This window comes from Stenotrophomonas sp. Nf1 (assembly GCF_003028475.1).
GTDB lineage: Bacteria > Pseudomonadota > Gammaproteobacteria > Xanthomonadales > Xanthomonadaceae > Stenotrophomonas.
Genome location: NZ_PYTV01000001.1, coordinates 766,374 through 787,921, shown reverse-complemented (window position 1 = coordinate 787,921; position 21,548 = coordinate 766,374). Strand labels below are relative to the sequence as shown.

General features: G+C 68.2%; 18 protein-coding genes. 12 read left to right on the top strand and 6 right to left on the bottom strand.

Translation table 11 applies throughout. The features are described from left to right. Nucleotides 1-47: 47 nt before the first annotated feature. From pstC to rnt, 9 genes are all read left to right on the top strand, one after another. Nucleotides 48-1,016 (top strand): phosphate ABC transporter permease subunit PstC, encoded by a 969-nt coding sequence (pstC, locus tag C9412_RS03760; RefSeq protein WP_008267250.1) that lies wholly within the window; start codon nt 48-50, stop codon nt 1,014-1,016. Continuing rightward, nucleotides 1,016-1,879: a phosphate ABC transporter permease PstA gene (gene pstA / locus C9412_RS03755; RefSeq protein ID WP_032127902.1), complete on the top strand. Its 864-nt coding sequence runs from the start codon at nt 1,016-1,018 to the stop codon at nt 1,877-1,879. Before pstC ends, pstA begins: the two co-directional genes overlap by 1 nt. A 19-nt stretch (nt 1,880-1,898) precedes the next feature. Continuing rightward, nucleotides 1,899-2,729: a phosphate ABC transporter ATP-binding protein PstB gene (pstB, locus tag C9412_RS03750; RefSeq protein WP_057498350.1), complete on the top strand. Its 831-nt coding sequence runs from the start codon at nt 1,899-1,901 to the stop codon at nt 2,727-2,729. Nucleotides 2,730-2,805: 76 nt separating this feature from the next. Continuing rightward, complete coding sequence (phoU, locus tag C9412_RS03745) at nt 2,806-3,513, top strand: phosphate signaling complex protein PhoU (RefSeq protein WP_049444209.1); 708 nt, start codon at nt 2,806-2,808, stop codon at nt 3,511-3,513. Nucleotides 3,514-3,771: 258 nt separating this feature from the next. Then, nucleotides 3,772-4,128 carry a hypothetical protein gene (locus tag C9412_RS03740; protein WP_107230369.1) on the top strand — a complete coding sequence of 119 codons (357 nt, stop codon included), beginning with the start codon at nt 3,772-3,774 and terminating at the stop codon, nt 4,126-4,128. After that, a complete protein-coding gene (locus C9412_RS03735; protein WP_107230368.1) occupies nt 4,115-4,990 on the top strand; it encodes a DUF692 domain-containing protein in 876 nt (291 codons plus the stop codon). Before C9412_RS03740 ends, C9412_RS03735 begins: the two co-directional genes overlap by 14 nt. Beyond that, nucleotides 4,983-5,738 (top strand): putative DNA-binding domain-containing protein, encoded by a 756-nt coding sequence (locus C9412_RS03730; RefSeq protein ID WP_107230367.1) that lies wholly within the window; start codon nt 4,983-4,985, stop codon nt 5,736-5,738. The genes C9412_RS03735 and C9412_RS03730 overlap by 8 nt, the downstream gene beginning before the upstream one ends. Nucleotides 5,739-5,762: 24 nt before the next feature. Next, on the top strand, nt 5,763-6,257 hold the full coding sequence (locus tag C9412_RS03725; protein ID WP_107230366.1) for a DoxX family protein: 495 nt from the start codon (nt 5,763-5,765) through the stop codon (nt 6,255-6,257). Nucleotides 6,258-6,530: 273 nt separating this feature from the next. Further along, a complete protein-coding gene (gene rnt / locus C9412_RS03720) occupies nt 6,531-7,115 on the top strand; it encodes a ribonuclease T (protein ID WP_107230365.1) in 585 nt (194 codons plus the stop codon). Nucleotides 7,116-7,206: 91 nt separating this feature from the next. Here the strand turns inward: rnt and C9412_RS03715 are convergent, their stop codons facing one another. The 3 genes from C9412_RS03715 to C9412_RS03705 all read right to left on the bottom strand — a co-directional run bounded on the left by C9412_RS03715 (nt 7,207) and on the right by C9412_RS03705 (nt 12,561). Then, nucleotides 7,207-10,239, bottom strand: coding sequence for a ligand-binding sensor domain-containing diguanylate cyclase (locus C9412_RS03715; protein WP_107230364.1), 3,033 nt, complete (start codon nt 10,237-10,239; stop codon nt 7,207-7,209). Nucleotides 10,240-10,416: 177 nt separating this feature from the next. After that, nucleotides 10,417-11,826 (bottom strand): ATP-binding protein, encoded by a 1,410-nt coding sequence (locus C9412_RS03710; protein WP_107230363.1) that lies wholly within the window; start codon nt 11,824-11,826, stop codon nt 10,417-10,419. Between the two features lie 6 nt (nt 11,827-11,832). Continuing rightward, nucleotides 11,833-12,561 carry a response regulator gene (locus C9412_RS03705; RefSeq protein ID WP_107230362.1) on the bottom strand — a complete coding sequence of 243 codons (729 nt, stop codon included), beginning with the start codon at nt 12,559-12,561 and terminating at the stop codon, nt 11,833-11,835. A 204-nt stretch (nt 12,562-12,765) separates the two neighbouring features. Between C9412_RS03705 and C9412_RS03700 the strand changes: the two genes are divergently transcribed. The 3 genes from C9412_RS03700 to C9412_RS03690 are packed head-to-tail and all read left to right on the top strand — an operon-like array spanning nt 12,766 to nt 17,401. Beyond that, a complete protein-coding gene (locus C9412_RS03700) occupies nt 12,766-14,010 on the top strand; it encodes an efflux RND transporter periplasmic adaptor subunit (protein WP_107230361.1) in 1,245 nt (414 codons plus the stop codon). Beyond that, a complete protein-coding gene (locus C9412_RS03695; RefSeq protein ID WP_107230360.1) occupies nt 14,007-15,965 on the top strand; it encodes a MacB family efflux pump subunit in 1,959 nt (652 codons plus the stop codon). Before C9412_RS03700 ends, C9412_RS03695 begins: the two co-directional genes overlap by 4 nt. Continuing rightward, on the top strand, nt 15,962-17,401 hold the full coding sequence (locus C9412_RS03690; RefSeq protein ID WP_107230359.1) for a TolC family protein: 1,440 nt from the start codon (nt 15,962-15,964) through the stop codon (nt 17,399-17,401). The genes C9412_RS03695 and C9412_RS03690 overlap by 4 nt, the downstream gene beginning before the upstream one ends. A gap of 98 nt (nt 17,402-17,499) precedes the next feature. Here C9412_RS03690 and rlmB read toward each other — a convergent pair whose 3' ends face one another. The 3 genes from rlmB to rnr all read right to left on the bottom strand — a co-directional run bounded on the left by rlmB (nt 17,500) and on the right by rnr (nt 21,464). Then, entirely contained in the window at nt 17,500-18,243 is a 744-nt protein-coding gene (rlmB, locus tag C9412_RS03685; RefSeq protein ID WP_107230358.1) for a 23S rRNA (guanosine(2251)-2'-O)-methyltransferase RlmB, read from the bottom strand. 153 nt (nt 18,244-18,396) lie between these two features. Continuing rightward, entirely contained in the window at nt 18,397-18,879 is a 483-nt protein-coding gene (locus tag C9412_RS03680) for a GFA family protein (protein WP_107230357.1), read from the bottom strand. Nucleotides 18,880-18,998: 119 nt separating this feature from the next. After that, a complete protein-coding gene (gene rnr, locus C9412_RS03675) occupies nt 18,999-21,464 on the bottom strand; it encodes a ribonuclease R (protein ID WP_107230356.1) in 2,466 nt (821 codons plus the stop codon). Nucleotides 21,465-21,548 lie beyond the last annotated feature (84 nt).

Genomic DNA, 21,548 nt, shown 5'->3' with positions numbered 1-21,548 from the left:
TGCTTCCACGCCGTACCGCCCCGCCCCCTCCTGGCCCTGCCGTCCCCATGAATGCCATCGCCCAGCCTGTAGCCGCCCCGTCCACGCGTGATGCGCGTGATGCCCGCAACGACAAACTGTTCCGATGGGTGCTGGTCGGCACCGTCATCTTCGTCCTGATCGCCCTGGCCTGCGCCGCGCTGTCGATGCTGTGGGGCGGCCGCCATGCCCTGCAGATGCAGGGCCTGAGCTTCTTCTTCTCCGCCGACTGGAATCCGGTCGAAAACAAGTTCGGCGCCCTCGCTCCGATCTACGGCACCCTGGTCACCGCACTGATCGCGATGGTCATCGCCGTGCCGGTCAGCTTCGGCATCGCCTTCTTCCTCACCGAAGTCGCTCCGCGCTGGCTGCGCGGGCCGGTCGGCACCGCCATCGAACTGCTGGCCGGCATCCCCTCGATCATCTACGGCATGTGGGGCCTGTTCGTGCTGGTGCCGGTGATGACCGAGTACGTCACCCCGTTCCTCAACGAAACCCTGGGCGAGTGGCCGATCATCGGCCCGATGTTCCAGGGCCCGCCGCTGGGCATCGGCATGCTCACCGCCGGTTTCGTGCTGGCCATCATGGTCATCCCGTTCATCTCTTCGGTGATGCGCGAAGTGTTCCTGACCGTGCCGACCCGCCTGAAGGAATCGGCCTATGCGCTGGGTTCCACCAAGTGGGAAGTGAGCTGGGACATCGTGCTGCCCTACACCCGCTCGGCGGTGATCGGCGGCATCTTCCTCGGCCTCGGCCGCGCTCTGGGCGAGACGATGGCGGTGGCCTTCGTGATCGGCAACAGCGTGCGCCTGTCGCCGTCGCTGCTGGAACCGGGCACCACCATCGCCGCGCTGATCGCCAACGACTTCGGCGAAGCCACTGAAACCTACCGCTCGGCGCTGCTGCTGCTCGGCTTCGTCCTGTTCATCGTCACCTTCGTGGTGCTGGCCATCGCCCGCCTGATGCTGATGCGCCTGTCCCGCAAGGAGGGCAACTGATGTCCACTACCGCTGATTCGCTGTACCTGCGCCGCCGCATCGGCAATGTCGTTGCCATCACGGCGTCCTGCGCCACCGCCCTGTTCGGCCTGTTCTTCCTGGGCTGGATCCTGTTCACCCTGGCCTCGAAGGGCCTGGCCGGCATCAACTGGGATCTGTTCACCAAGATGACACCGCCGCCGATGCAGGAAGGCGGCCTGGCCAACGCCTTCTTCGGCAGTGCGGTGATGTGTGCACTGGCCATCGGCATCGGCACCCCGCTGGGCGTGCTGGCCGGCACCTGGCTGGCCGAGTACGGCAACGCCCGCAAGGCCGGCACCGTGGTCCGCTTCGTCAACGACATCCTGCTGTCGGCACCGTCGATCGTGCTTGGCCTGTTCGTCTACACCCTGTACGTGATGCAGACCGGCGGTAACTTCTCGGCCTTCGCCGGTGCGCTGTCGCTGGCCTTCATCGTGCTGCCGGTGGTGGTGCGCACCACCGACGAAATGCTGCGCCTGGTGCCCTCGCAGATGCGCGAAGCGGCGCTGTCGCTGGGCATCCCGCAGTGGAAGGTGATCGTGCAGGTGCTGTACCGCAGCGCGTCGGCCGGCATCATCACCGGCATCCTGCTGGCGCTGGCGCGCATCTCCGGCGAGACCGCGCCGCTGCTGTTCACCGCCTTCGGCAACCAGTACTGGAACAACAACATCTTCCAGCCGATGGCCTCGGTGCCGGTGGTGATGAACCAGTTCGCCGGCAGCCCGTATGAATCCTGGCAGGTGCTGGCCTGGGCCGGTGCCCTGGTGCTGACTGTCTTCGTGTTGCTGGTCAGCCTTGCCGCCCGCGGCATCCTGCTGCGCAACCGTATCTCCCATGACTGACCTTTCCGTGGAAACCGCCATGAACGACCTCTCCAATGCCGTGCCGATGCAGCGCATCGCCGTGCCGTCCTCGCACGAGAGCCTGCACACGCCGGCTCCGGTCAAGCTTGCCGCGCGCGGACTGGACTTCTACTACGACAAGTTCCATGCCCTGAAGGGCATCAACCTGGAAATTCCGGAAAAGCGCGTGACCGCGCTGATCGGTCCCTCCGGTTGCGGCAAGTCGACCCTGCTGCGCATCTTCAACCGCATCTATGCGCTGTACCCGAAGCTGGAAGCGCGCGGTGAGGTGCTGCTGGACGGCGAGAACATCCTGTCGCCGAAGTACCCGATGAACCGCCTGCGCAGCAAGGTCGGCATGGTGTTCCAGAAGCCGGTGCCGTTCCCGATGACCATCTTCGAGAACGTGGCCTACGGCATCCGCCACCACGAGAAGCTGAGCAAGGCAGACATGGCCGACCGCGTCGAGCAGGCGCTGCGCCAGGGCGCGCTGTGGGACGAAGTGAAGGACAAGCTGGGGCAGAGCGCACTGGGCCTGTCCGGCGGCCAGCAGCAGCGCCTGTGCATCGCCCGTGCCGTGGCCCTGCGCCCGTCGGTGCTGCTGCTGGACGAGCCGACCTCGGCGCTGGACCCGATTTCGACCAGCCGCATCGAGCAGCTGGTGGAAGAGCTGAAGAACGAGTACACCATCGTCATCGTCACCCACAACATGCAGCAGGCCGCGCGCGTGTCCGACTACACCGCCTTCATGTACCTGGGCGACCTGATCGAGCACGACCGTACCGAAGTGATCTTCTCGCAGCCGTCGCAGCGGCAGACCGAGGACTACATCACCGGTCGCTTCGGCTGAAACGGCAGTCGAGCGTGGCTCGACTCTACAGACAACGGCAGTCGAGCATGGCTCGACTCTACAGAGTGGAACAACCATGAATCTTCCCAACGACCACATCGTCAAGAGCTACGACGAAGAACAGCAGCGCCTGGTGGCCGAGATCGTCCGCATGGGCGAGATGGCTGTCGCCCAGCTGGAAGCGGCGATGGACGTGATCGAGAAGCGCGACGAGAACGCCGCCCATCGCATCATCGCCAACGACGAAGCGATCGATGCGCTTGAGCAGCAGATCAGCCACGACGTGATGCGCCTGGCACTGCGTGGCCCGATGGCGCGCGACCTGCGCGAGATCCTCGCCGGCCTGCGCATTCCGGCCGACATCGAGCGTATCGGCGACTACGCCGCCAACGTCGCCAAGCGTTCGATCGCGCTGGGCAAGGTGCCGCCGCTGCCGCAGATCCAGGGCCTGCGTGCACTGGGCCGGCTGGCCGCGCAGCAGGTGCGCCGTGCCATCGCCGCCTACCGCGACAACGACGCCGACGCTGCGCTGGAACTGCGCGAAGACGACGCGCGCCTGGACGCGCAGTACACCGCGCTGTTCCGCGAGCTGCTGACCTACATGATGGAAGACCCGCGCAACATCACTCCCTGCACCCACCTGCTGTTCATGGCCAAGAACCTGGAGCGCGTGGGCGACCACGCCACCAACATCGCCGAGAACGTGTGGTTCCTGGTGCACGGCGAGCAGCCGCTGCCGCCGCGTGAAAAGCGTGACGAGACCTCCAGCACCGGCCAGATCTGACGCTGCACTGCAACACCGGAGTTGACTCCAAGGTGGCCGCTGTCCTGGTGACAGCGGCCTTCTTTTTTGGGGTATTCCCCCCGCATTGTGGGCGCCGGGCCTGCCCGGTGCGGACCTTCCGGATGCTTCTGTAACAAACCTCACGAAAATTTGAGCTCTTGGCGAGGATTCGTTGAGTAGGATCGCTGCACCATCGTTTCCACCGGCATTCCTGCCGGCCACCCGGGCATCTGCCCACACCACCCAGGAGCACGACCGATGAGCAGTTCCAACAAGACCCTGTCCCTGCTGACGGCTACCGCCCTGGCCGCCGGCCTGGGCATGACCGCCAGCGCCTCGGCCCTGAGCATGAGCGACCTGGCCCAGGGCTACCTGGTGGCCGGTCAGGCGGCCAAGGCCAGCACCGACGCCAAGGCCGCCGACACCAAGATGGCCGCTGACGCCAGCAAGCACGCCGAAGGCAAATGTGGCGCCGACGGCAAGACCGCCGAAGGCAAGTGCGGCGCCGACAAGGGCAAGGCTGCCGGTGCGGCCGCCGGTGCCAAGGCCAAGACCGGCGACAAGAAGTCGGCCGAAGGCAAGTGCGGCGAAGGCAAGTGCGGTGGCAAGCACTGACGTCCGCGCCAGCGTCGTCCACCCACGGTCGCCGCTTCGCGCGGCGGCCGCGGGGTTGGGCCTGCGCCGGGCGCTGCTGCAGGACCTGCGCGATGCACCGGCCGGCGACTTCGATTTCCTCGAATGTGCACCGGAGAACTGGATCCACGTTGGCGGCCCGGCCGGTGACGCGCTGGCCGAACTGGCACAGCGCCATCCACTGAGCTGCCATGGGCTGTCGCTGTCACTGGGTGGCAGCGCAGCGCTGGATACGCAGCTGCTGGAACAGGTCGGCCAGTTCCTGGAAAAACACCGCGTGCCGCTGTACAGCGAACACCTGAGCTACTGCAGCGACGAGGGTCATCTGTACGACCTGCTGCCGATTCCATTCACCGACGAAGCCGTGCGCCACACCGCCGCGCGCATCACACGCGTGCAGGAACTGCTCGGTCGCCGCATCGCCGTGGAGAATGTGTCGTACTACCTGGCGCCGGAACCGGCGATGGATGAGCTGGCATTCACCACGGCCGTGCTCGCCGAGGCCGACTGCGACCTGCTGCTGGATGTCAACAACGTCTACGTCAACGCCTGCAACCACGGTTACGATGCCGATGCCTTCATCGCTGGCCTGCCCGCCGATCGCATTGTCTGCCTGCACGTTGCCGGGCACCTGGACGAAGCGCCGGACCTGAAGATCGATACCCATGGCAGCGCGGTGATCGACCCGGTCTGGGCACTGCTGGCGCGCACCTATGCGCGCATCGGGCCGCGCCCCACCCTGCTCGAACGCGATTTCAATTTCCCGCCCTACGCAGAACTGCAGGGCGAGCTGCAGACCATCCGCCGCCTGCAGGCCATGCACGCGGGAGCGGCACATGGCTGAGGCTCCCGCCACGCTGCGCGCACAGCAGCACGCCTTCACCGCGCATCTGCGCGACCCGCAGGCGGTGGCCGCGCCGGCCGGGTTGGACCCGCGCCGGGTGGCGGTGTATCAGCGCCTGTTGTTCAACAACCTGCTCGGCCTGCTGAGCACTGGATTCCCGGTCTGCATGCGCCTGCTCGGCGAACCGGCCTGGAACACGCTGGTGCGCCACTACTTCGCCACCCACCGCTGCCAGACACCGTTGTTCACCGAACTGGCCGCCGAGTTCGTGCAGTGGCTGCAGGCGCAGCCCACGCTGCCGCATCCGGCGCTGGCCGAACTGGCCCACTACGAGTGGGTGGAAACCGCGCTGTACCAGTTGCCCGCCGAACCCCTGCCGGCGCCTGGCGACGTCGATCCGTTGCGGGTACCGCTGCAGCGCTCGCCGCTGGCCTGGCCGCTGTTGTACCAGTGGCCGGTACATCGCCTCGGTGCCGAAGATGCGCCATGTGCGCTGCCGTCCGAACCGACCGGCCTGCTGGTGCGCCGCGAGCCCGACGGTGAAGTGCGGTTCGCTGAGCTCAGCCCGCTGGCGGTGCACCTGCTGTCCCGGATCGGCGAACAGCCTGGCCTGGATGGCCATCGCTACCTCCAGCAGCTCGCCACCGACCATGGGCTGGCCGCCGATGCGCTGGCCGAACCCGGTGCCGCGCTGCTGCAGCAGTTCCTGCGCGCCGGCGTGATCGGCCCGCTCACCCCACCGCGCTGACGCCCCTTCCACGGAGATCCACCGATGAACCTGCCGATCCTGGCTGCCACGCGCAGCCAGCTGGACCGTCTCGCCCCCTGGTTGGCCCCGCTCGGCCTGCGCCTGCTGCTGGCCTGGGAATATTTCGAATCCGGCCGCGAGAAGCTGCAGGGCCAGAACTGGTTTGCCGACCTCCAGGACGCCTTCCCGTTCCCTTTCGATCAGGTACCCGCGGCACTGAACTGGCAGCTGGCGACCTGGTTCGAACTGGTCGGCGCAGCCTGCCTGTTGTTCGGTTTCGGCACGCGTTTGGCGGCGGCCAGCCTGCTGGTGCTGACCGTGGTGGCCACCTATGCGGTGCACTGGCCGATGCAATGGGACTCGCTGGGCGAACTGGCGATGGGCTATGCGATCAGCGACCAGGGCTTCGGCAACTTCAAGCTGCCGGTGCTGTTCATGGCGATGTTGCTGCCGTTGCTGTTCACCGGCGCCGGCAAGCTGAGCGTGGACGCCGTGCTGGCACGGCCTGCGGATCGGTAGAGGCCGACCTTGGTCGGCGCGGGTTGTGCCAACCAAGGTTGGCACCTACCGGGCTCGAGGCCGGCCTTGGTCAACGGGGGCGTGCCAACCAACGGTTGGCACCTACCGGGCTCGAGGCCGGGCATGGTCGGCGCCGGTTGTGCCAACCAACGGTTGGCACCTACCGGGCTGGCCGGGCACTCAGAGCCGCTCTGCTAGAATTCACCCATGACTGACCCCACCCCCGCACCTGCCGCCGCCCCCGATTCCGCAACATCCCCGGCGCAGCGCGCGATGTCCCAGCGCTTCCGCGGCTTTCTGCCGGTGGTGGTGGACGTGGAAACCGGCGGCTTCGACAGCCAGCGCAATGCCCTGCTGGAAATCGCCGCGGTGCCGATCGAGATGGACGAGAACGGCCTGCTCTACCCCGGCCAGACCGCCAGTGCCCATGTGGTGCCGGCCGAGGGCCTGGAGATCGACCCGAAATCGCTGGAAGTGACCGGCATCATCCTCGACCATCCGTTCCGGCTGGCCAAGGAAGAGAAGGCGGCGCTGGACCACATCTTCACCCCGGTGCGTGCGGCGATGAAGAAGTACGGCTGCCAGCGCGCGATCCTGGTCGGCCACAACGCCCATTTCGACCTGGGCTTCGTCAATGCGGCGGTGGCACGCACCGGCCACAAGCGCAATCCGTTCCATCCGTTCAGCGTGTTCGACACGGTCACCCTGGCCGGCATCGCCTACGGGCAGACCGTGCTGGCGCGCGCGGCCCATGCCGCCGGGCTGGGCTGGGACGCCAACGAGGCACACAGCGCGGTGTATGACACCGAGCAGACCGCGCGGCTGTTCTGCACCATCGCCAACGCCTGGCCGCGGTAAACCGCGACGGCGCATTCCATCAGGCAGTGCGGACCAACGGTCCGCACCCACCACCCACCGGGCGGTAGATCCACGCCATGCGTGGATGAATTCACCCGATGCAGGTGCGATCCCGCCCGTCGCTCTTGGCGCGGTACAGCGCGCGGTCGGCGCGCTGGTACAGCAAGGCCGGCGTGCGATCGTCGGCATCCAGTTCCACCAGGCCGGCACTGAAGGTCACCCGCAGGCCCGGCACGCCGGCCCAGTCCGGGTGATCGTGGAACAACCCGCGCAGGCGCGCACACAGCTGTGCGGCCTCTTCCAGCCGGGTGTCGTTGAGCAGCAGCGCGAACTCTTCGCCACCGGTACGGGCCGGCAGATCCGATGCGCGGCAGGCCGCGCCGATCACCGCCGCCACCTGCACCAGCACCGCGTCACCGATGCTGTGGCTGTGCCGGTCGTTGACGTCCTTGAAGTGGTCGATATCCAGCACCACCAGGCACAACGAGTGGCCACTGCGCTGCGAACGGGCGAAATCGCGGGCCAGCGTTTCGTCGAAGCCACGGCGGTTGGCCAGCCCGGTCAGGGCATCCTCGCGGGCTTGGCGCTCGAACGCTTCGGCCTGCCGCGCCAAGCGCTCGGCCAGCTCGGTCTTTTCCTGGTTCAGCGCCTGCAGGTGCACGGTCTTGGCCTGCAGGTCGAAGGTCGCCTCGTCTACCCGCCGGGCCAGGCGCAGGTTGCTGGCCTTCAGCTGCTGCAGCAGCAGGCGGTACAGCGCCACCAGCCCGGCCAGCAGCAACAGCCCGCCCAGCACCTGCACGCTGCGCCGCTGCCACCAGAACGGCTCGACGCTGAAGCTCCACACCGCTTCCTGCTGGCCCCAGCTGCCGGCCGGATGTGCCGCCGCCACATGCAGCGTGTAGTCGCCCGGCGGCAGGCCGACGAACTCGACACTGCGCTGCGGGCCGCGCTCGACCCAGCCGCTGTCCAGGCCATCGAGCCGCGTGCGGTAGCGGATCCGGTCGGACATCAGGTAGCTCAGGCCGACGTAGCTGACCGCCAGCCGGCGCCCGCCCGGAATGTGGTTGCGTTCGGGGCCTTCCCAGTGCACCGGCGCGCCGTCCACCTGCACGCTCTCGATCGCCGCTGGCGGTGAGGGGCGCTCGCGGAAACGCTGCAGGCGCTGCGGGTCGACCGTGCTCAGGCCGCCGGCGGTGACCACCCAGAACGTGCCGTCCTGGCGCAGGATCGCCGACGGTCCGGAGCTGCCATTGGCCTGCGCGTTGGCCATGCCATCGATCTCGTTGTAGCGCTCCACCACCACCCGCGGCGTGCGTCCATCGGCCACCGCATTGAGCGTGGCCATGTCGGTGCGCAGTACGCCGCGGTTGCTGCTGATCCACACATTGCCGAGCCGGTCCGGCACCAGCTGGAACACCGCGTCCACCGGCATGCCCTGTTCCAGGCCGACCCGTGCCAGCGTCCCGTTCTGCCAGCGGTACAGACCACGGTCGCTGCTGATCCACATCGCATCGCCCAGCTGGTGGAAGCCGAACACGCTGCGGCCGCCGCCCAGCGGGGCCAGGTTGATCGATTGAACGCGGTCGCCGCGCAGCACGCGGATGCCTTCGATGGTGCCGATCCACAGGTTGCCCTGGTGGTCGTGTTCCAGCGCCGTGATCAGGCCGCCCGGCATGCCCGGCACGTTGGAGACCTGCACCCGGTCGCCATCGATACGTACCACGCCCTTCTGCGTGCCGGCCCAGACCACGCCCTGCGGATCCACGCTGATTGCGCGGATGTTGCCACCGGGCATGCCATCGGCGGCGCCGTAGTTGTGGCGCAGGCTGCCATCGCGGCCAAGCCGGTAGACGCCATCGCCAAAGGTGCCGACCCAGAGGTCGCCATTCGGCCCCTGCGCCAGGCTCAGCACCGAGGGCGCCTTGCCACCGCGGTTGTGCAGCGGCATCGCCTGGAAACGACCGTCGGCGGTCTGCCGGTCAAGGCCACTGGCACTGCCGACCCACAGCTGGCGGTCGCGATCCTCGAACACCGTGCGCACATAGTCGCCGCTGAGCCCATCGCGCTCGGTATAGCTGCTGAACAGCGTTTCGCGCAGGCGGTACAGGCCACCGTTGGCGCCTACCCAGATACTGCCCTCGGCATCTTCGCGCAGGCTCACCACCCGCCCGCCCGGCAGGTTCAGGCCGGCCGGCAGCCGTTCCAGCCCGTGCGCGGAAATGCGCAGCAGGCCCTGGTTCTCGGTGCCCAGCCACAGATCGCCGTGGCGATCCTGCAGCATCGCGGTCATGTGCAGCTGGCCCGGCAGGCGATGCACCAGCACCAGCCGGTCATCCTCCACCCGGTACAGGCGCTCGCCGGCGACGATCCACAGCGCACCATCCGGCGCCCGGTACGGCCACGACAGGCCGCTGCCGGCACCCAGCCCCCACGCCGCCGGCGCGCGCTTGAGCACGCCGTCGTTGTCGCGCAGCACCAGGCCGTCGAGGGTGCCGATCCAGACCCGGTCCTGCGCATCGACCACCAGCTTGGTGAAGCTCATCGCCATCGGCAGATCGGCCGCTGGCGCCTGGTAGACCATGCCGCGGTCGGGAAGCAGATAGCCGATGCCCTTGCCTTCATACAGCAGCCACAGGCGGCCCTGGCTGTCCATCTGCATCGACTGGATCAGCACCTGCGGCGTATCGGCCTGGTGTTCCCAGACCCGCCACTGGCCGTCACTGCCACGATGGCTGACGTTGCCGCGCGAATCGCTGATCCACAGCCCGCCCTGGCGATCGACGAACAGCGCGCCGATGCCGTTGTCGCGCAGGCCCGGACGCGTGCTGCGGTCGAACACGGTGAAATCCAGGCCGTTGTAGCGCACCAGCCCTTCCCAGGTGGCGAACCAGAGGTGGCCTTCCGGCGTCTGCGCGATGTCGCGCAGCGAGTTGTGCGGCAGGCCGTTGCGCGAGGTCCATACGTCGATGGCGTAGTCACGCAGCGGCGGCGCGCCTTCCTGCGCGGCCACCGGCAGCGGCAGCAGCATGGCCAGCAGCAGCCACAACAGGCCGCGGCGCAGGGCCTGCCTGACGGCCGTTACGCGGCGCTCCACCCGGCGCCCGTTGTCCCCTTGACCGCCCATCACCGCAGTAGCGGTGGCCAGGTGCGGCTGCAGGACACGGCAGCGTGCGGGAACAGCCGGACAGCGCGGGGCGGCATGCCGGCGGGAACGGGCTGGCTCATCGGGGGGAGGCTGGGGAGATACGCAGATGATAGGGCAAAGCCAGGCCCTGGCGTCACCGTTGCCCGCTCGACCAGCTCAGCCGGCGCGCCCGGGCGCCACCACCTGGGCACTGGCCGGCCACTGCACAACAGCCTCCAGGCCACCCTCGGCGCGGTTGCGCAGCCACAGTCGCGCCCCGTCCTTCTCGGCCAGGGCGCGGGCAATGGTCAGGCCCAGGCCGGCGCCGCCGGTCTCGCGCGAGCGCGAGGTTTCCACCCGCACGAACGGATCAAACACGGCCTCCAGCTGCTCATCGGCCAGGCCGGGGCCATCGTCGGCCACCACCACCGTGATCGCACCGCCGCTGCGCTCCACGCGCACCCGCGCCCGCTGCGCGTACATCACCGCGTTGTCCACCAGATTGGAGAACAGCCGGTGCATGGCCAGCGGGCGCAGCATCAGCACCGAACCGCTGCCGCCTTCGAACACCACGTCGGCACCGCCCTCGGCGGTATCTTCGACGATGCTTTCCAGCAGCGAATCCAGGTCCAGCGCGGCGCGCTGCTCGGAACTCTCGGCGCTGCGTGCCAGCTCCAGGCCTTCGCGCACCAGCGCCTGCATCGCGGCAAGATCGCCGATCAGGCGCTCGCGCAGGGCCTCGTCGTTCACATTCTCCAGGCGCAGGCGCAGCCGGGTCAGCGGCGTCTGCAGATCGTGGGTGATCGCCGCCAGCATCTGCGTGCGTTCGGCCAGATGGCGCTGCAGGCGGTGCTGCATGGCGTTGAAGGCTTCGGCCGCACGTTGCACTTCGCGCGGTCCACGCAATGGCAGCGGGTCGCGCTGCAGGTCATCGCCCAGGTCTTCAGCGGCGGCGGCCAGTTCCTGCAGGGGTGCACTGGCGATGCGCGCCACGATGTAGGCCAGCACGGCGATCGCCAGCACCAGCAGGGTCAGGAACCACGGGTCGACGGCGAGGATGCCGTTGTGCGCCACTGCCGGCGAATCCAGCGCCAGCTTCAGCAGCGTGCCATCGTTGAGTGTCACGTCAACTGCGCGGCACTTGGGCGGGATGAAGGCAGGATCGCGCTCGCGCGGTGGCTTGCGATGGCCGGGTTTGGGCGGCGGCAACAGGTCCTGCAGCTTGGGAATGCAGGACCGGAACGAGGCGAAGTGCACGTGCGCACGCGACACCGGGCCGGGCCGGTCCTCCAGCACTTCCATCAGCGCGGTGTCGGCACGCCCCAGCCGCGCGCCGGGCTGCAGCGCGCGCACGCTCGGCCCGTCGACCTCGAGCAGGCGCTCGCGCAGCTCGGGGTTGCCATCGAGCAGGTTGACGTAGCCCTGCAGGCGGTCGGCAATGCGGTTCAGATTCTGCCGCTCGAACTCCTGCTGGCGCTTGGACGTCGCCAGCATGGTCGCGCCGATCGCGGCCACGCTCATGCCCAGCAGCAGGATCACGAACAACCGCCCGACCATCGAGGACAGGAAATGGCGCAGGCGATTCATCGTGGCTTATTCCAGGTTCACCGACGAAGCCAGCACGTAGCCTTCGTTGCGCACGGTCTTGATCAGGCCGTCCGGGCCGCCATCGTCACCGAGCTTGTTACGCAGCCGGCTGACCTGCAGGTCGATCGCCCGGTCCTGCGCCTCGTAGTTGCGGCCACTGCTGAGCGCGACCAGCTGCTCACGCGACAGCACCTTGTTGGCGTGGGCGATGAACACCCGCAGCAGGCGGAATTCGGCACCGGACAGCACCACCACGCGGTCATCCGGATCGACCAGGTGGCGATGCTCCAGGTCGAACACCCAGCGCGAGAAGCGCGCGCGGCGCACCGCCAGCGGTTCCAGGTTGGCCGGCAGCGCCTCGGTCCGGCGCAGCACGTTGCGGATGCGCGCCAGCAGCTCGCGCGGCTCGAACGGCTTGGCCAGGTAGTCGTCGGCGCCCATTTCCAGGCCCAGCACGCGGTCGATCGGCTCGGCGCGCGCGGTCAGCATGATCACCGGCGTGTTCGAGCGCGCGCGCAGGTCGCGGCACAGGGTCAGGCCGTCCTCGCGCGGCAGATTGAGGTCGAGCACGATCAGGTCCACATGCTCACGGTCCAGCAGCTGGCGCATGGCGGTGCCCTCGGCGGCGGTGCTCACCTGGTAGCCGGCGCGGCCGAGCTGTTCGGCCAGCAGCGTGCGGATGTCGTTGTCGTCATCGACGATCAGCAGTCGGTGCATCGGGTTTTCGGTCTCCATGGCGCGATCATCCCGTGTCGGCAGCTGAACCGCATCCGGGGCAATGCGTACCAGTGTATCTGCCGAAGGGGGCGATACCTGTGGTTACGCGTATTCACCGACAGTGTTACATACAGACATACCCCGAGGATTGAGTGGCCCGCGGCCCGGTCTTCACAATGCCCACCAACGCCGCCCGTGCGGCCCCGAGAGTGAAGCCACGACGTGACGTTCCGCCTGTTGCCTGCGACCCGCCGGGGTCGCCTGACACTGATCGCCCTGCTTGCCCTGATCGTTGCCGTGGCCGCCTGGTGGCTGCTGCGCAAGCCCGCCGGCCCGGCCGTGGCGACCACCGCGGTCAGCCGCGGCGACATCGAGCAGACGGTGGACGCCACCGGGGTGATCGACGCCTACAAGCTGGTCAGCGTCGGTGCCCAGGCTTCGGGGCAGATCAAGTCGCTGAAGGTGCAGCTGGGCGATACGGTGAAGGAAGGCGACCTGATCGCCGAGATCGACGCCACCACCCAGCAGAACCAGGTGCTCAACGCGCAGGCCTCGCTGGACCAGGTTACCGCCCAGCGCGCCGTGCAGCAGGCCACCCTGCGCCAGGCCGAACTGGAATTCGCGCGCCAGCAGCAGATGCTGGCCGCCGAAGCTACCTCGCGCCAGGAATACGATGCCGCCGAGGCCCAGCTGAAGACCGCCCGCGCCCAGCTGCAGTCCTACGAGGCGCAGATCAAGGGTCGCCAGACCGAGCTGGGCACCGCCCGCGCCAACCTGGCCTACACCCGCATCACCGCACCGATGGATGGCACCGTGGTGGCGGTGGTGGCCGAGGAAGGCCGCACCGTGAACGCCAACCAGACCGCACCGACCATCGTGATGCTGGCGCGGCTGGATGTGGTCACCGTCAATGCCGAGATCTCCGAAGCCGACGTGGTCAAGATCAAGGCCGGCATGCCGGTGTACTTCACCACCCTGGGCGACCCGGACCGCAAGTACCACGCCACGCTGCGCCAGATCAATCCGGCTCCGGCCTCGATCGCCAACGAGAACTCCTCCAGTTCCAGCAGTTCGTCCAGTTCCAGCTCCAGCAGCGCGGTCTACTACAACGCGCTGTTCGATGTGGAAAATCCGGACGGCACGCTGCGCATCGACATGACCGCGCAGGTCTCGGTGCTGTTGAAGCAGGCCAAGAACGTGCTGATGGTGCCGGCGGTGGCGCTGGGGCCCAAGCGGCGCGGCGATGAGCGCATGGTGCGGGTACTGGACGACAAGGGCCAGCCGCAGCCGCGCAAGGTGAAGGTCGGCATCAACAACGGCGCTTCGGCCGAGATCCTGTCCGGCCTGCAGGAAGGCGAGCGCGTGGTGGTCGGTGAAGCCAGTGCCGCTGCACCCGGCAGCGGCGGTGGCAACCGTGGCGGCATGCAGATGCGGGTCGGCGGCCCGGGCATGGGCCCGCGCCGATGAGCACGACGGCGCCGCTGCTGCGCCTGCGCGACCTGCGACGCGAATTCCCGGCCGGCGATGATGTCATCGCCGTACTGCGCGACGTCAACGTGGACATCCACGCCGGCGAGATGGTGGCCATCGTCGGCCAGTCCGGCTCGGGCAAGTCGACGCTGATGAACATCCTCGGCTGCCTCGACCGTCCCTCCCGCGGCAGCTACCAGGTGGCCGGCCGCGAGACCGGCCAGATGGAACCGGATGAGCTGGCCGAACTGCGCCGCGAGCATTTCGGCTTCATCTTCCAGCGCTACCACCTGCTCGGTGACCTGGATGCACGTGGCAACGTGGAAGTCCCCGCAGTGTATGCCGGCAGCCCCGGCCCGGTGCGCAACGCGCGCGCCGAGCAGCTGCTGCAACGGCTGGGCCTGGGCGACCGCATGCACCACAAGCCGGGCCAGCTGTCCGGCGGCCAGCAGCAGCGCGTATCGATCGCGCGTGCGCTGATGAACGGCGGCGAGGTGATCCTGGCCGACGAACCGACCGGCGCGCTGGACACCAGATCCGGCGAAGAAGTGATGGCCATCCTCGGCGAGCTGCATGCCGAAGGCCACACCATCATCATCGTCACCCACGACATGAGCGTGGCCCAGCACGCGCAGCGCATCATCGAGATCCGCGACGGCGAGATCATCGCCGACCGCGCCAACCCGGATGCGCCGAGCTACCGCGCCCAGCGCGACCCCAGCACCGGCGTCGCCCATGGCAACAGCTGGCGCGCCGCCCGCGACCGCTTCACCGAAGCGTTCCGCATGGCCCTGCTGGCGATGAACGCGCATCGGCTGCGCACCTTCCTGACCATGCTCGGCATCATCATCGGCATCGCCTCGGTGGTGTCGGTGGTGGCGCTCGGCAACGGCTCGCAGCAGCAGATCCTGCAGAACATCAGCGCGCTGGGCACCAACACCATCGACGTCTATCCCGGCCGTGGTTTCGGCGACATGCGTTCGGCACGCGTGCAGACGCTCAAGGCCAGCGATGCCGATGCCCTGTCCCGGCAAAGTTATGTGGACAGTGCCACGCCCAGCGTGTCCAGTTCGGTCACCGCGCGCTACCGCAACCAGTCCTCCACCGCCCAGGTCAGCGGCGTCGGCGAGCAGTTCTTCCGGGTCAAGGGCGTGACCCTGCTCAGCGGCAGCTTCTTCGATGCCGATGCGGTGAAGGGCCTGGGCCAGGTGGCGGTGATCGATGAGAACACCCAGACCCAGTTCTTCCCCGATGTCGATCCGATCGGCCAGGTGATCCTGCTCGGCAACGTGCCGGCGCGCGTGGTCGGCGTGGCCAAGCGGCAGAGCTTCGGTTTCGGCGGCAGTACCAGCCTCAGCGTGTGGGTGCCGTACACCACGGTGATGTCGCGCATGCTCGGACAGAGCCATGTCTCCAGCATCACCGTGCGCGTGGACGACAACACGCCGATGGACGCCGCGCAGGAAGCCATCACCCGCCTGCTGACCCTGCGCCACGGCACCGAGGATTTCTTCCTCAGCAACAGCGCCGAGATCCGCGACACGATCGAGCAGACCACGCGCACGATGACCCTGCTGATCGGTGCCATCGCCGCCATCGCGCTGCTGGTCGGCGGCATCGGCGTGATGAACATCATGCTGGTGTCGGTGACCGAGCGCACCCGCGAGATCGGCGTGCGCATGGCCGTCGGTGCCCGCCAGAGTGATATCCGCCAGCAGTTCCTGATCGAAGCGGTACTGGTGTGCCTGCTCGGTGGCCTGCTCGGCATCGGCCTGGCGCTGCTGCTGGGCTCGATGATCGGCCGCTTCGCCAGTGACTTCCAGGTGCTGTTCTCCACCGCCTCGATTGTTGCCGCGTTCGCCTGCTCGACCTTGATCGGCGTGGCGTTCGGCTTCCTGCCCGCGCGCAACGCCGCGCAGCTCGACCCGGTCGAGGCCCTGGCCCGCGAATGACGATGATGACCCGACTGATCTTCCCTGCTCCCTCGCGCCTGCTGCTGGCCGGCGCTGTCCTGCTCGCCCTGTCCGCGTGTGCCTCGGTGGGTCGCTATCCGGTACAGGACCCCGACGTGGCGGCCAGCTACGGGCGTGGCGACGCCACGCTCAATGCACCGGCCGACGACCCGCGCAGCAGCCTGGATACCCCCGGCCGCGACATCCGCCAGGACACCTGGTGGACCGGCTTCGGCGATGAACGCCTGGACCGTCTGGTCGCCCGCGCACTGGCCGCCAACAGCGACCTTGCCGCCGCCGGCCTGGCCGTGCAGCGCTCGCGCCTGCAGGCCGGGCTGGCCAGCAATGCACTGTGGCCGCAGCCTTCGTCGTCCGGCGTAAGCGGCAGCGCCAGCCGTGCCACCGACCAGGCTGACGACTGGCGCCGCAGCTATTCCACGGGTGTCTCGCTGGGCTGGGAAGTGGACCTGTGGGGCCGCCTGCGCACCCAGCGCGACATCGCCCGCTGGGAAGCCCAGGCCAGCGAGGAAGACCGGCAGAACACCGCGCTGCTGGTGATCAGCGACACCATCACCCAGTACTGGAACCTGGCCTATCTCAACCAGTCGATCGCCACCGGGCAGGCCAACCTGGAGCGGCTCGAACGCACCCGCGAACTGGTGCAGGCGCGCTTCGATGCCGGTGCGGTATCGCGCCTGGAAGTGCGCCAGGCATTGCAGAACCTGCAATCGCAGCGGTCCTCGCAGAGCGCGCTGGAACAGCAGCGGGTGGAGGTGCGCAATGCGCTGACCGTGCTGCTGGACGGCACGCCGTGGCCGCAGCAGGACGAACCGCAGGATCTGCTGGGCGCGCGCAGCCCGCAGATCGCGGAGGGCCTGCCGAGCGACCTGCTGGGCCGCCGCCCGGACCTGCGCGCGGCCGAACTGCGCCTGCGCAACAGCCTGAAGACCATCAAGGTCACCGCGACCCAGTACTACCCGGCGCTGAGCCTGACCGGCAGCCTCGGCTCCAGCGCGACCTCGCTGGGCGACGTGCTGCGCAATCCGGTGGCCACGCTGGGCGCCGGTCTGTCGCTGCCGTTCCTCAACCTGCAGCGCGCGCAGCTGGACACCGATATCGCCGGCACCAGCTACCAGATCACCGCGACCAACTTCCGCAGGACGCTGTACACCGCGCTCTCGGAAGTGGACAACGCGTTGTCCGCGCGCGAACAGCTGGCACGCCAGGTGGCGGCCTCGCAGGCCTCGTACGACGAAGCGGTGGAAGTGGAGCGCGCGCAGGAAGTGCGCTATCGGGTAGGCGCCACCGATCTGCGCACCTGGCTGGAAGCACAGCAGACCCGGCGCGATGCCGAGCTGTCATTGGCGCGCGTGCGCCAGGGCCAGCTGAACAACGACGTGACCCTGTTCAAGGCGCTGGGCGGCAGCGCGGGGTAACGTGCCGGGGGCGCCAACCCAGGTTGGCGGCTACCACCGGCACGGCAAACAATGGGGTCAGAGCCCTTTTCCGCTGGAAAAGGGATCTGACCCCGCGCTCAACCGCGCTGGCGAACGGCTTCGAACAGGCTGACGCCGGCGGCGACCGAGACGTTCAGGCTTTCGATCTCGCCCGGCATCGGAATCTTCACCAGGCCATCGCAGTTCTCGCGGGTCAGGCGGCGCAGGCCGTCGGCCTCACCGCCCAGCACCAGCGCGATGTTGCCCTTCAGGTCCAGGTCGTACAGCGAGGCGGTCGCTTCGCCGGCCAGGCCGTAGATCCACACGCCCTGCTTCTGCAGGTCCTTCAGGCAGCGCGACAGGTTGGTCACCGCCACCACCGGGATGCGGTCGGCGGCGCCGGCCGAGGTCTTGCGCACGGTGGCGTTCACCGTGGCCGACTTGTCCTTGGGAATGATGACCGCAGTGGCACCGGACGCTGCCGCCGAACGCAGGCAGGCACCCAGGTTGTGCGGGTCCTGCACCTCGTCCAGCACCAGCAGCAGGGCCTTGCCCTCTGCAGCGGTCACCAGCCCTTCCAGCTCGTTTTCACTGTAGGTGCGGGCCGCGGCGTAGCGCGCGGCCACGCCCTGGTGGCGCACCGAACCGCCCACGCCGTCCAGCGCCTGGCTGTTGACCTTGCGCACGTCGATGCCCTTGCGGCGGGCGTTCTCTTCGATTTCGGTCAGGCGCGGGTTCTTCGCACCGGCCTCGACCAGCACTTCGCGGACGTTGTCGGCGTCGTTCTCGATGGAGGAGGCGACGGCGTTGACGCCGACGATCCACTGGCTGTTCTTGCTCATGCGGGCGGGGACCGGAAAGGGGGTGGCTATGGTAGAGCATCGGCGGGCCGGGCGCTGCGGCGGGCCCTCCGTAGAGCCGAGCCAGCGCTCGGCTGCCCTGGGTTCAGGCTGCGGCGACCCGCCAGCCGAGCGTGGGCTCGGCTCTACAGAGTGTCATCGGCTGCGCGGCGGCCAGTGCGGGGTGTCGTGGTCGGGGTGCTGGTGGGACACGATCGTGGCCAGGAACGCGAGGGCAGCGACGTCGTCCTCGGTGCGCCTGGCCGGCAGGCTGGCCAAGGTGTCGACGAACGGCAGCTTGCGCTCCACCCCGTACTGGAGGGTGGGCGGCAGGCGTTCAGGCTGGTCGAAGGCCCCTGCCGCCACTGCCACGCCGTCTGGCGCCTCGTAGGTCAACGGCGTGCCGCAGTCGGCGCAGAAGCCGCGCCGCACCACGTTGGACGACTGGAAATAGCGCGGCTGGCCTCGGGTCCAGCTGAACTGCACGCCGCGCACCGAGACCAGCGGTGCGTAATAGGCGCCGAACGCCTTCTGGCACATCCGGCAGTGGCAGATCGAACTGTCGGTCAGCTCACCGCGCGCCTGGAAGCGGATCGCGCCGCACTGGCAGCCGCCGCTGTACTCGGGTTGGTCCTGCATGGTGGGTTCCTCCGTAACGGCGTGCCAACCAAGGTTGGCACCTACCGGGTGCAGGATGTGCCAACCCAGGTTGGCACATCCCGGGAGAGGTGGGTGCCGACCGTTGGTCGGCACACCTTTCAATATTGCTTCTTGGTGCGCTTGGCCGGCTTGCCGCGCTCGGGCAGCGGCGGCAGGCCATCGCCTTCGTCCTCTCCCTTGTGCTCGACCAGGCGGAAGTCGATCTTGCGCTCTTCCATGCTGGCCTTCAGCACCAGGATGCGCACGCGGTCGCCGAGCCGGTAGCTGCTGCCGCGGCGTTCGCCGGTCAGCGTCTTGCGGGTCGCGTCGAACTTGTAATAGTCCTGCGGCAGCTGGGTGACATGCACCAGGCCCTGCACCTTGGATTCGTCCAGTTCCACGAACAGGCCGAAGCTGGTCACGCCACTGATCACGCCGTCGAACTGGCCACCGACATGCTTTTCCATCCACGCTGCGCGGTAACGCTCGTCCACTTCGCGCTCGGCCTCGTCGGCACGGCGCTCACGCTCGGAGCACTGCAGCGCCAGCGCAGCCATCTCGCGCGCGTTGTAGGTGAACGCGTCCAGCGGCTTGCCCGACAGCGCGTGCTTGATCGCGCGGTGCACCAGCAGGTCCGGATAGCGACGGATCGGCGAGGTGAAGTGCGCGTAGGCTTCCAGCGCCAGACCGAAGTGGCCCTGGTTGTCCGGGCTGTAGATGGCCAGGCTCTGGCTGCGCAGCAGCACCGATTCCAGCAGCGTGGCATCGGGACGGTCGCGGATCTTCTTCAGCAGCTTGGTGTAGTCGCCCGGGCGCACCTTCGACCACGGCGGCAGGCTCAGCTTGAACTCCTTCAGGAATTCCAGCAGATCGGCGTACTTGGTTTCCGGCGGCTTCTCGTGGATGCGGTACGGCGCCGGTACGTGGCGCGACAGCAGGTACTTGGCCGCCTCCACGTTGGCGGCGATCATGCATTCTTCGATCAGCTTGTGCGCATCGTTGCGCACCAGCATGCCGGCCTGGGTCACTTCACCGCGGTTGTCCAGCAAGAAGCGCACTTCGCTGCTTTCAAATTCGATGGCACCACGCTTGGCGCGTGCCTTGGCCAGCACCTTGTACAGCTGGTGCAGGCGCTGCACCTGCGGCAGCAGATCGCCAATGACGGCCTTGGCGCCGGCGTCATCCTCACCCACCGCCTGCCAGACCTGGGTGTAGGTCAGGCGCGCATGCGAGTTCATCACTGCTTCGTAGAAGCGCGAGTGGCTGACCACGCCGTCACGGTCGATCTGCATGTCGCAGACGAAGCACATGCGGTCGACCTTGGGCATCAGCGAACAGATGCCGTTGGACAGCGTCTCCGGCAGCATCGGCACCACGAAGCCCGGGAAATACACCGAGGTGGCGCGCTTCTGCGCCTCCTCGTCCAGCGGCGTGCCGGGGCGAACGTAGTTGGAGACATCGGCGATGGCCACCACCAGGCGGAAGCCGTCGGCGTTCGGCTCGCAGTACACCGCGTCGTCGAAGTCCTTGGCGTCCTCGCCATCGATGGTGACCAGCGGCGTGCTGCGCAGGTCCACGCGGCCGCCGATCATCGCCGGCTCCACCACCAGCGGCACCGAGGCGGCCTCGTCCAGCACCTCCTGCGGGAACTCGAAGGGCAGTTCGTGGCCGTGGATGGCGGTCTCCACCACCAGCGAAGCGGTCAGCTTGTCGCCGAGCACGGCGATGATGCGGCCGATCGGCGGACGACGGCTGTCCGGGGCCTGGGTCAGCTCGCAGACCACCAGCTGGCCGTCGCGCGCGCCCCCGGTCTGGTCCGGCGGTACCTGCACGTTGCGCTGGATGCGCTTGTCGTCGGGCACCACGTAATTGATACCCATCTCGACGCTGAAGCGACCGATCAGGCGGGTCATGCCGCGCTCGAGCACACGGGCGATGCTGCCTTCGCGACGGCCGCGATGGTCGATGCCGGTGACGCGGGCGAGCACCTTGTCGCCGTGCATCACCTTGCGCATTTCATACGGCGGCAGGAACAGGTCGTCGCCGCCCTCGACCGGGCGCAGGAAACCGAACCCTTCCGGGTTGGCGATCACCACGCCGGTGACCAGGTTCAAGGTCTGGATCGGGGCGAAGCCGCCGCGGCGGTTCTGTACCAGTTGGCCATCGCGGACCATCGCGCCGAGCCGGCGCGACAGCGCCTCGGCCCGGTCCGGAGCGGTCAGGCCCAGGCGCGCGCCCAGTTCTTCGGCGGTCTGCGGCCCTTCGCAACGCTCCAGCAGCGCCAGGATGGCCTCGCGGCTGGCGATGGGCTGTTCGTACTTCTCCGCTTCGCGGGCGGCATAGGGATCGTTGATCACCTTGCCGGTCGGCGGCAGCTTGCGGCCCGGGGCCGGGCCCGGTGCGCTGGCGTCTGCACTGCGGACCTTGCGACCGCGTGGCGGCGCACCGCCTTCATTCAATTCGGGGAACCAGCCCGGCAGCGGCTTGCCCGGCTTGGTGGTGCGGGCAGCGCCCGCCTTGGCGCCCTTCTTCGGGGCCTGGCTGCGGGACTTGCTCCCGCCCTTGCTTGGTTTTTTGGTAGTCATCGCCCTACATGGTAGCCGGTGATGGCGTGCAGAACGGGTCAGGGGGCGCCCTGAAGGCGTTGGATGAAATAATTTCAGGAAGTC

Excerpts from the sequence above, each read along its gene's own strand:
- pstA (WP_032127902.1), top strand. The coding sequence starts at position 1,016 with ATGTCCACTACCGCTGATTCGCTGTACCTGCGCCGCCGCATCGGCAAT.
- pstC (WP_008267250.1), top strand. The coding sequence starts at position 48 with ATGAATGCCATCGCCCAGCCTGTAGCCGCCCCGTCCACGCGTGATGCG.
- C9412_RS03725 (WP_107230366.1), top strand. The coding sequence starts at position 5,763 with ATGAACCTGCCGATCCTGGCTGCCACGCGCAGCCAGCTGGACCGTCTC.
- C9412_RS03690 (WP_107230359.1), top strand. The coding sequence starts at position 15,962 with ATGACGATGATGACCCGACTGATCTTCCCTGCTCCCTCGCGCCTGCTG.
- C9412_RS03740 (WP_107230369.1), top strand. The coding sequence starts at position 3,772 with ATGAGCAGTTCCAACAAGACCCTGTCCCTGCTGACGGCTACCGCCCTG.
- C9412_RS03705 (WP_107230362.1), bottom strand. The coding sequence starts at position 12,561 with ATGGAGACCGAAAACCCGATGCACCGACTGCTGATCGTCGATGACGAC.
- C9412_RS03730 (WP_107230367.1), top strand. The coding sequence starts at position 4,983 with ATGGCTGAGGCTCCCGCCACGCTGCGCGCACAGCAGCACGCCTTCACC.
- rlmB (WP_107230358.1), bottom strand. The coding sequence starts at position 18,243 with ATGAGCAAGAACAGCCAGTGGATCGTCGGCGTCAACGCCGTCGCCTCC.
- C9412_RS03710 (WP_107230363.1), bottom strand. The coding sequence starts at position 11,826 with ATGAATCGCCTGCGCCATTTCCTGTCCTCGATGGTCGGGCGGTTGTTC.
- C9412_RS03715 (WP_107230364.1), bottom strand. The coding sequence starts at position 10,239 with ATGGGCGGTCAAGGGGACAACGGGCGCCGGGTGGAGCGCCGCGTAACG.
- C9412_RS03695 (WP_107230360.1), top strand. The coding sequence starts at position 14,007 with ATGAGCACGACGGCGCCGCTGCTGCGCCTGCGCGACCTGCGACGCGAA.
- pstB (WP_057498350.1), top strand. The coding sequence starts at position 1,899 with ATGAACGACCTCTCCAATGCCGTGCCGATGCAGCGCATCGCCGTGCCG.
- phoU (WP_049444209.1), top strand. The coding sequence starts at position 2,806 with ATGAATCTTCCCAACGACCACATCGTCAAGAGCTACGACGAAGAACAG.
- rnr (WP_107230356.1), bottom strand. The coding sequence starts at position 21,464 with ATGACTACCAAAAAACCAAGCAAGGGCGGGAGCAAGTCCCGCAGCCAG.
- rnt (WP_107230365.1), top strand. The coding sequence starts at position 6,531 with ATGTCCCAGCGCTTCCGCGGCTTTCTGCCGGTGGTGGTGGACGTGGAA.
- C9412_RS03680 (WP_107230357.1), bottom strand. The coding sequence starts at position 18,879 with ATGCAGGACCAACCCGAGTACAGCGGCGGCTGCCAGTGCGGCGCGATC.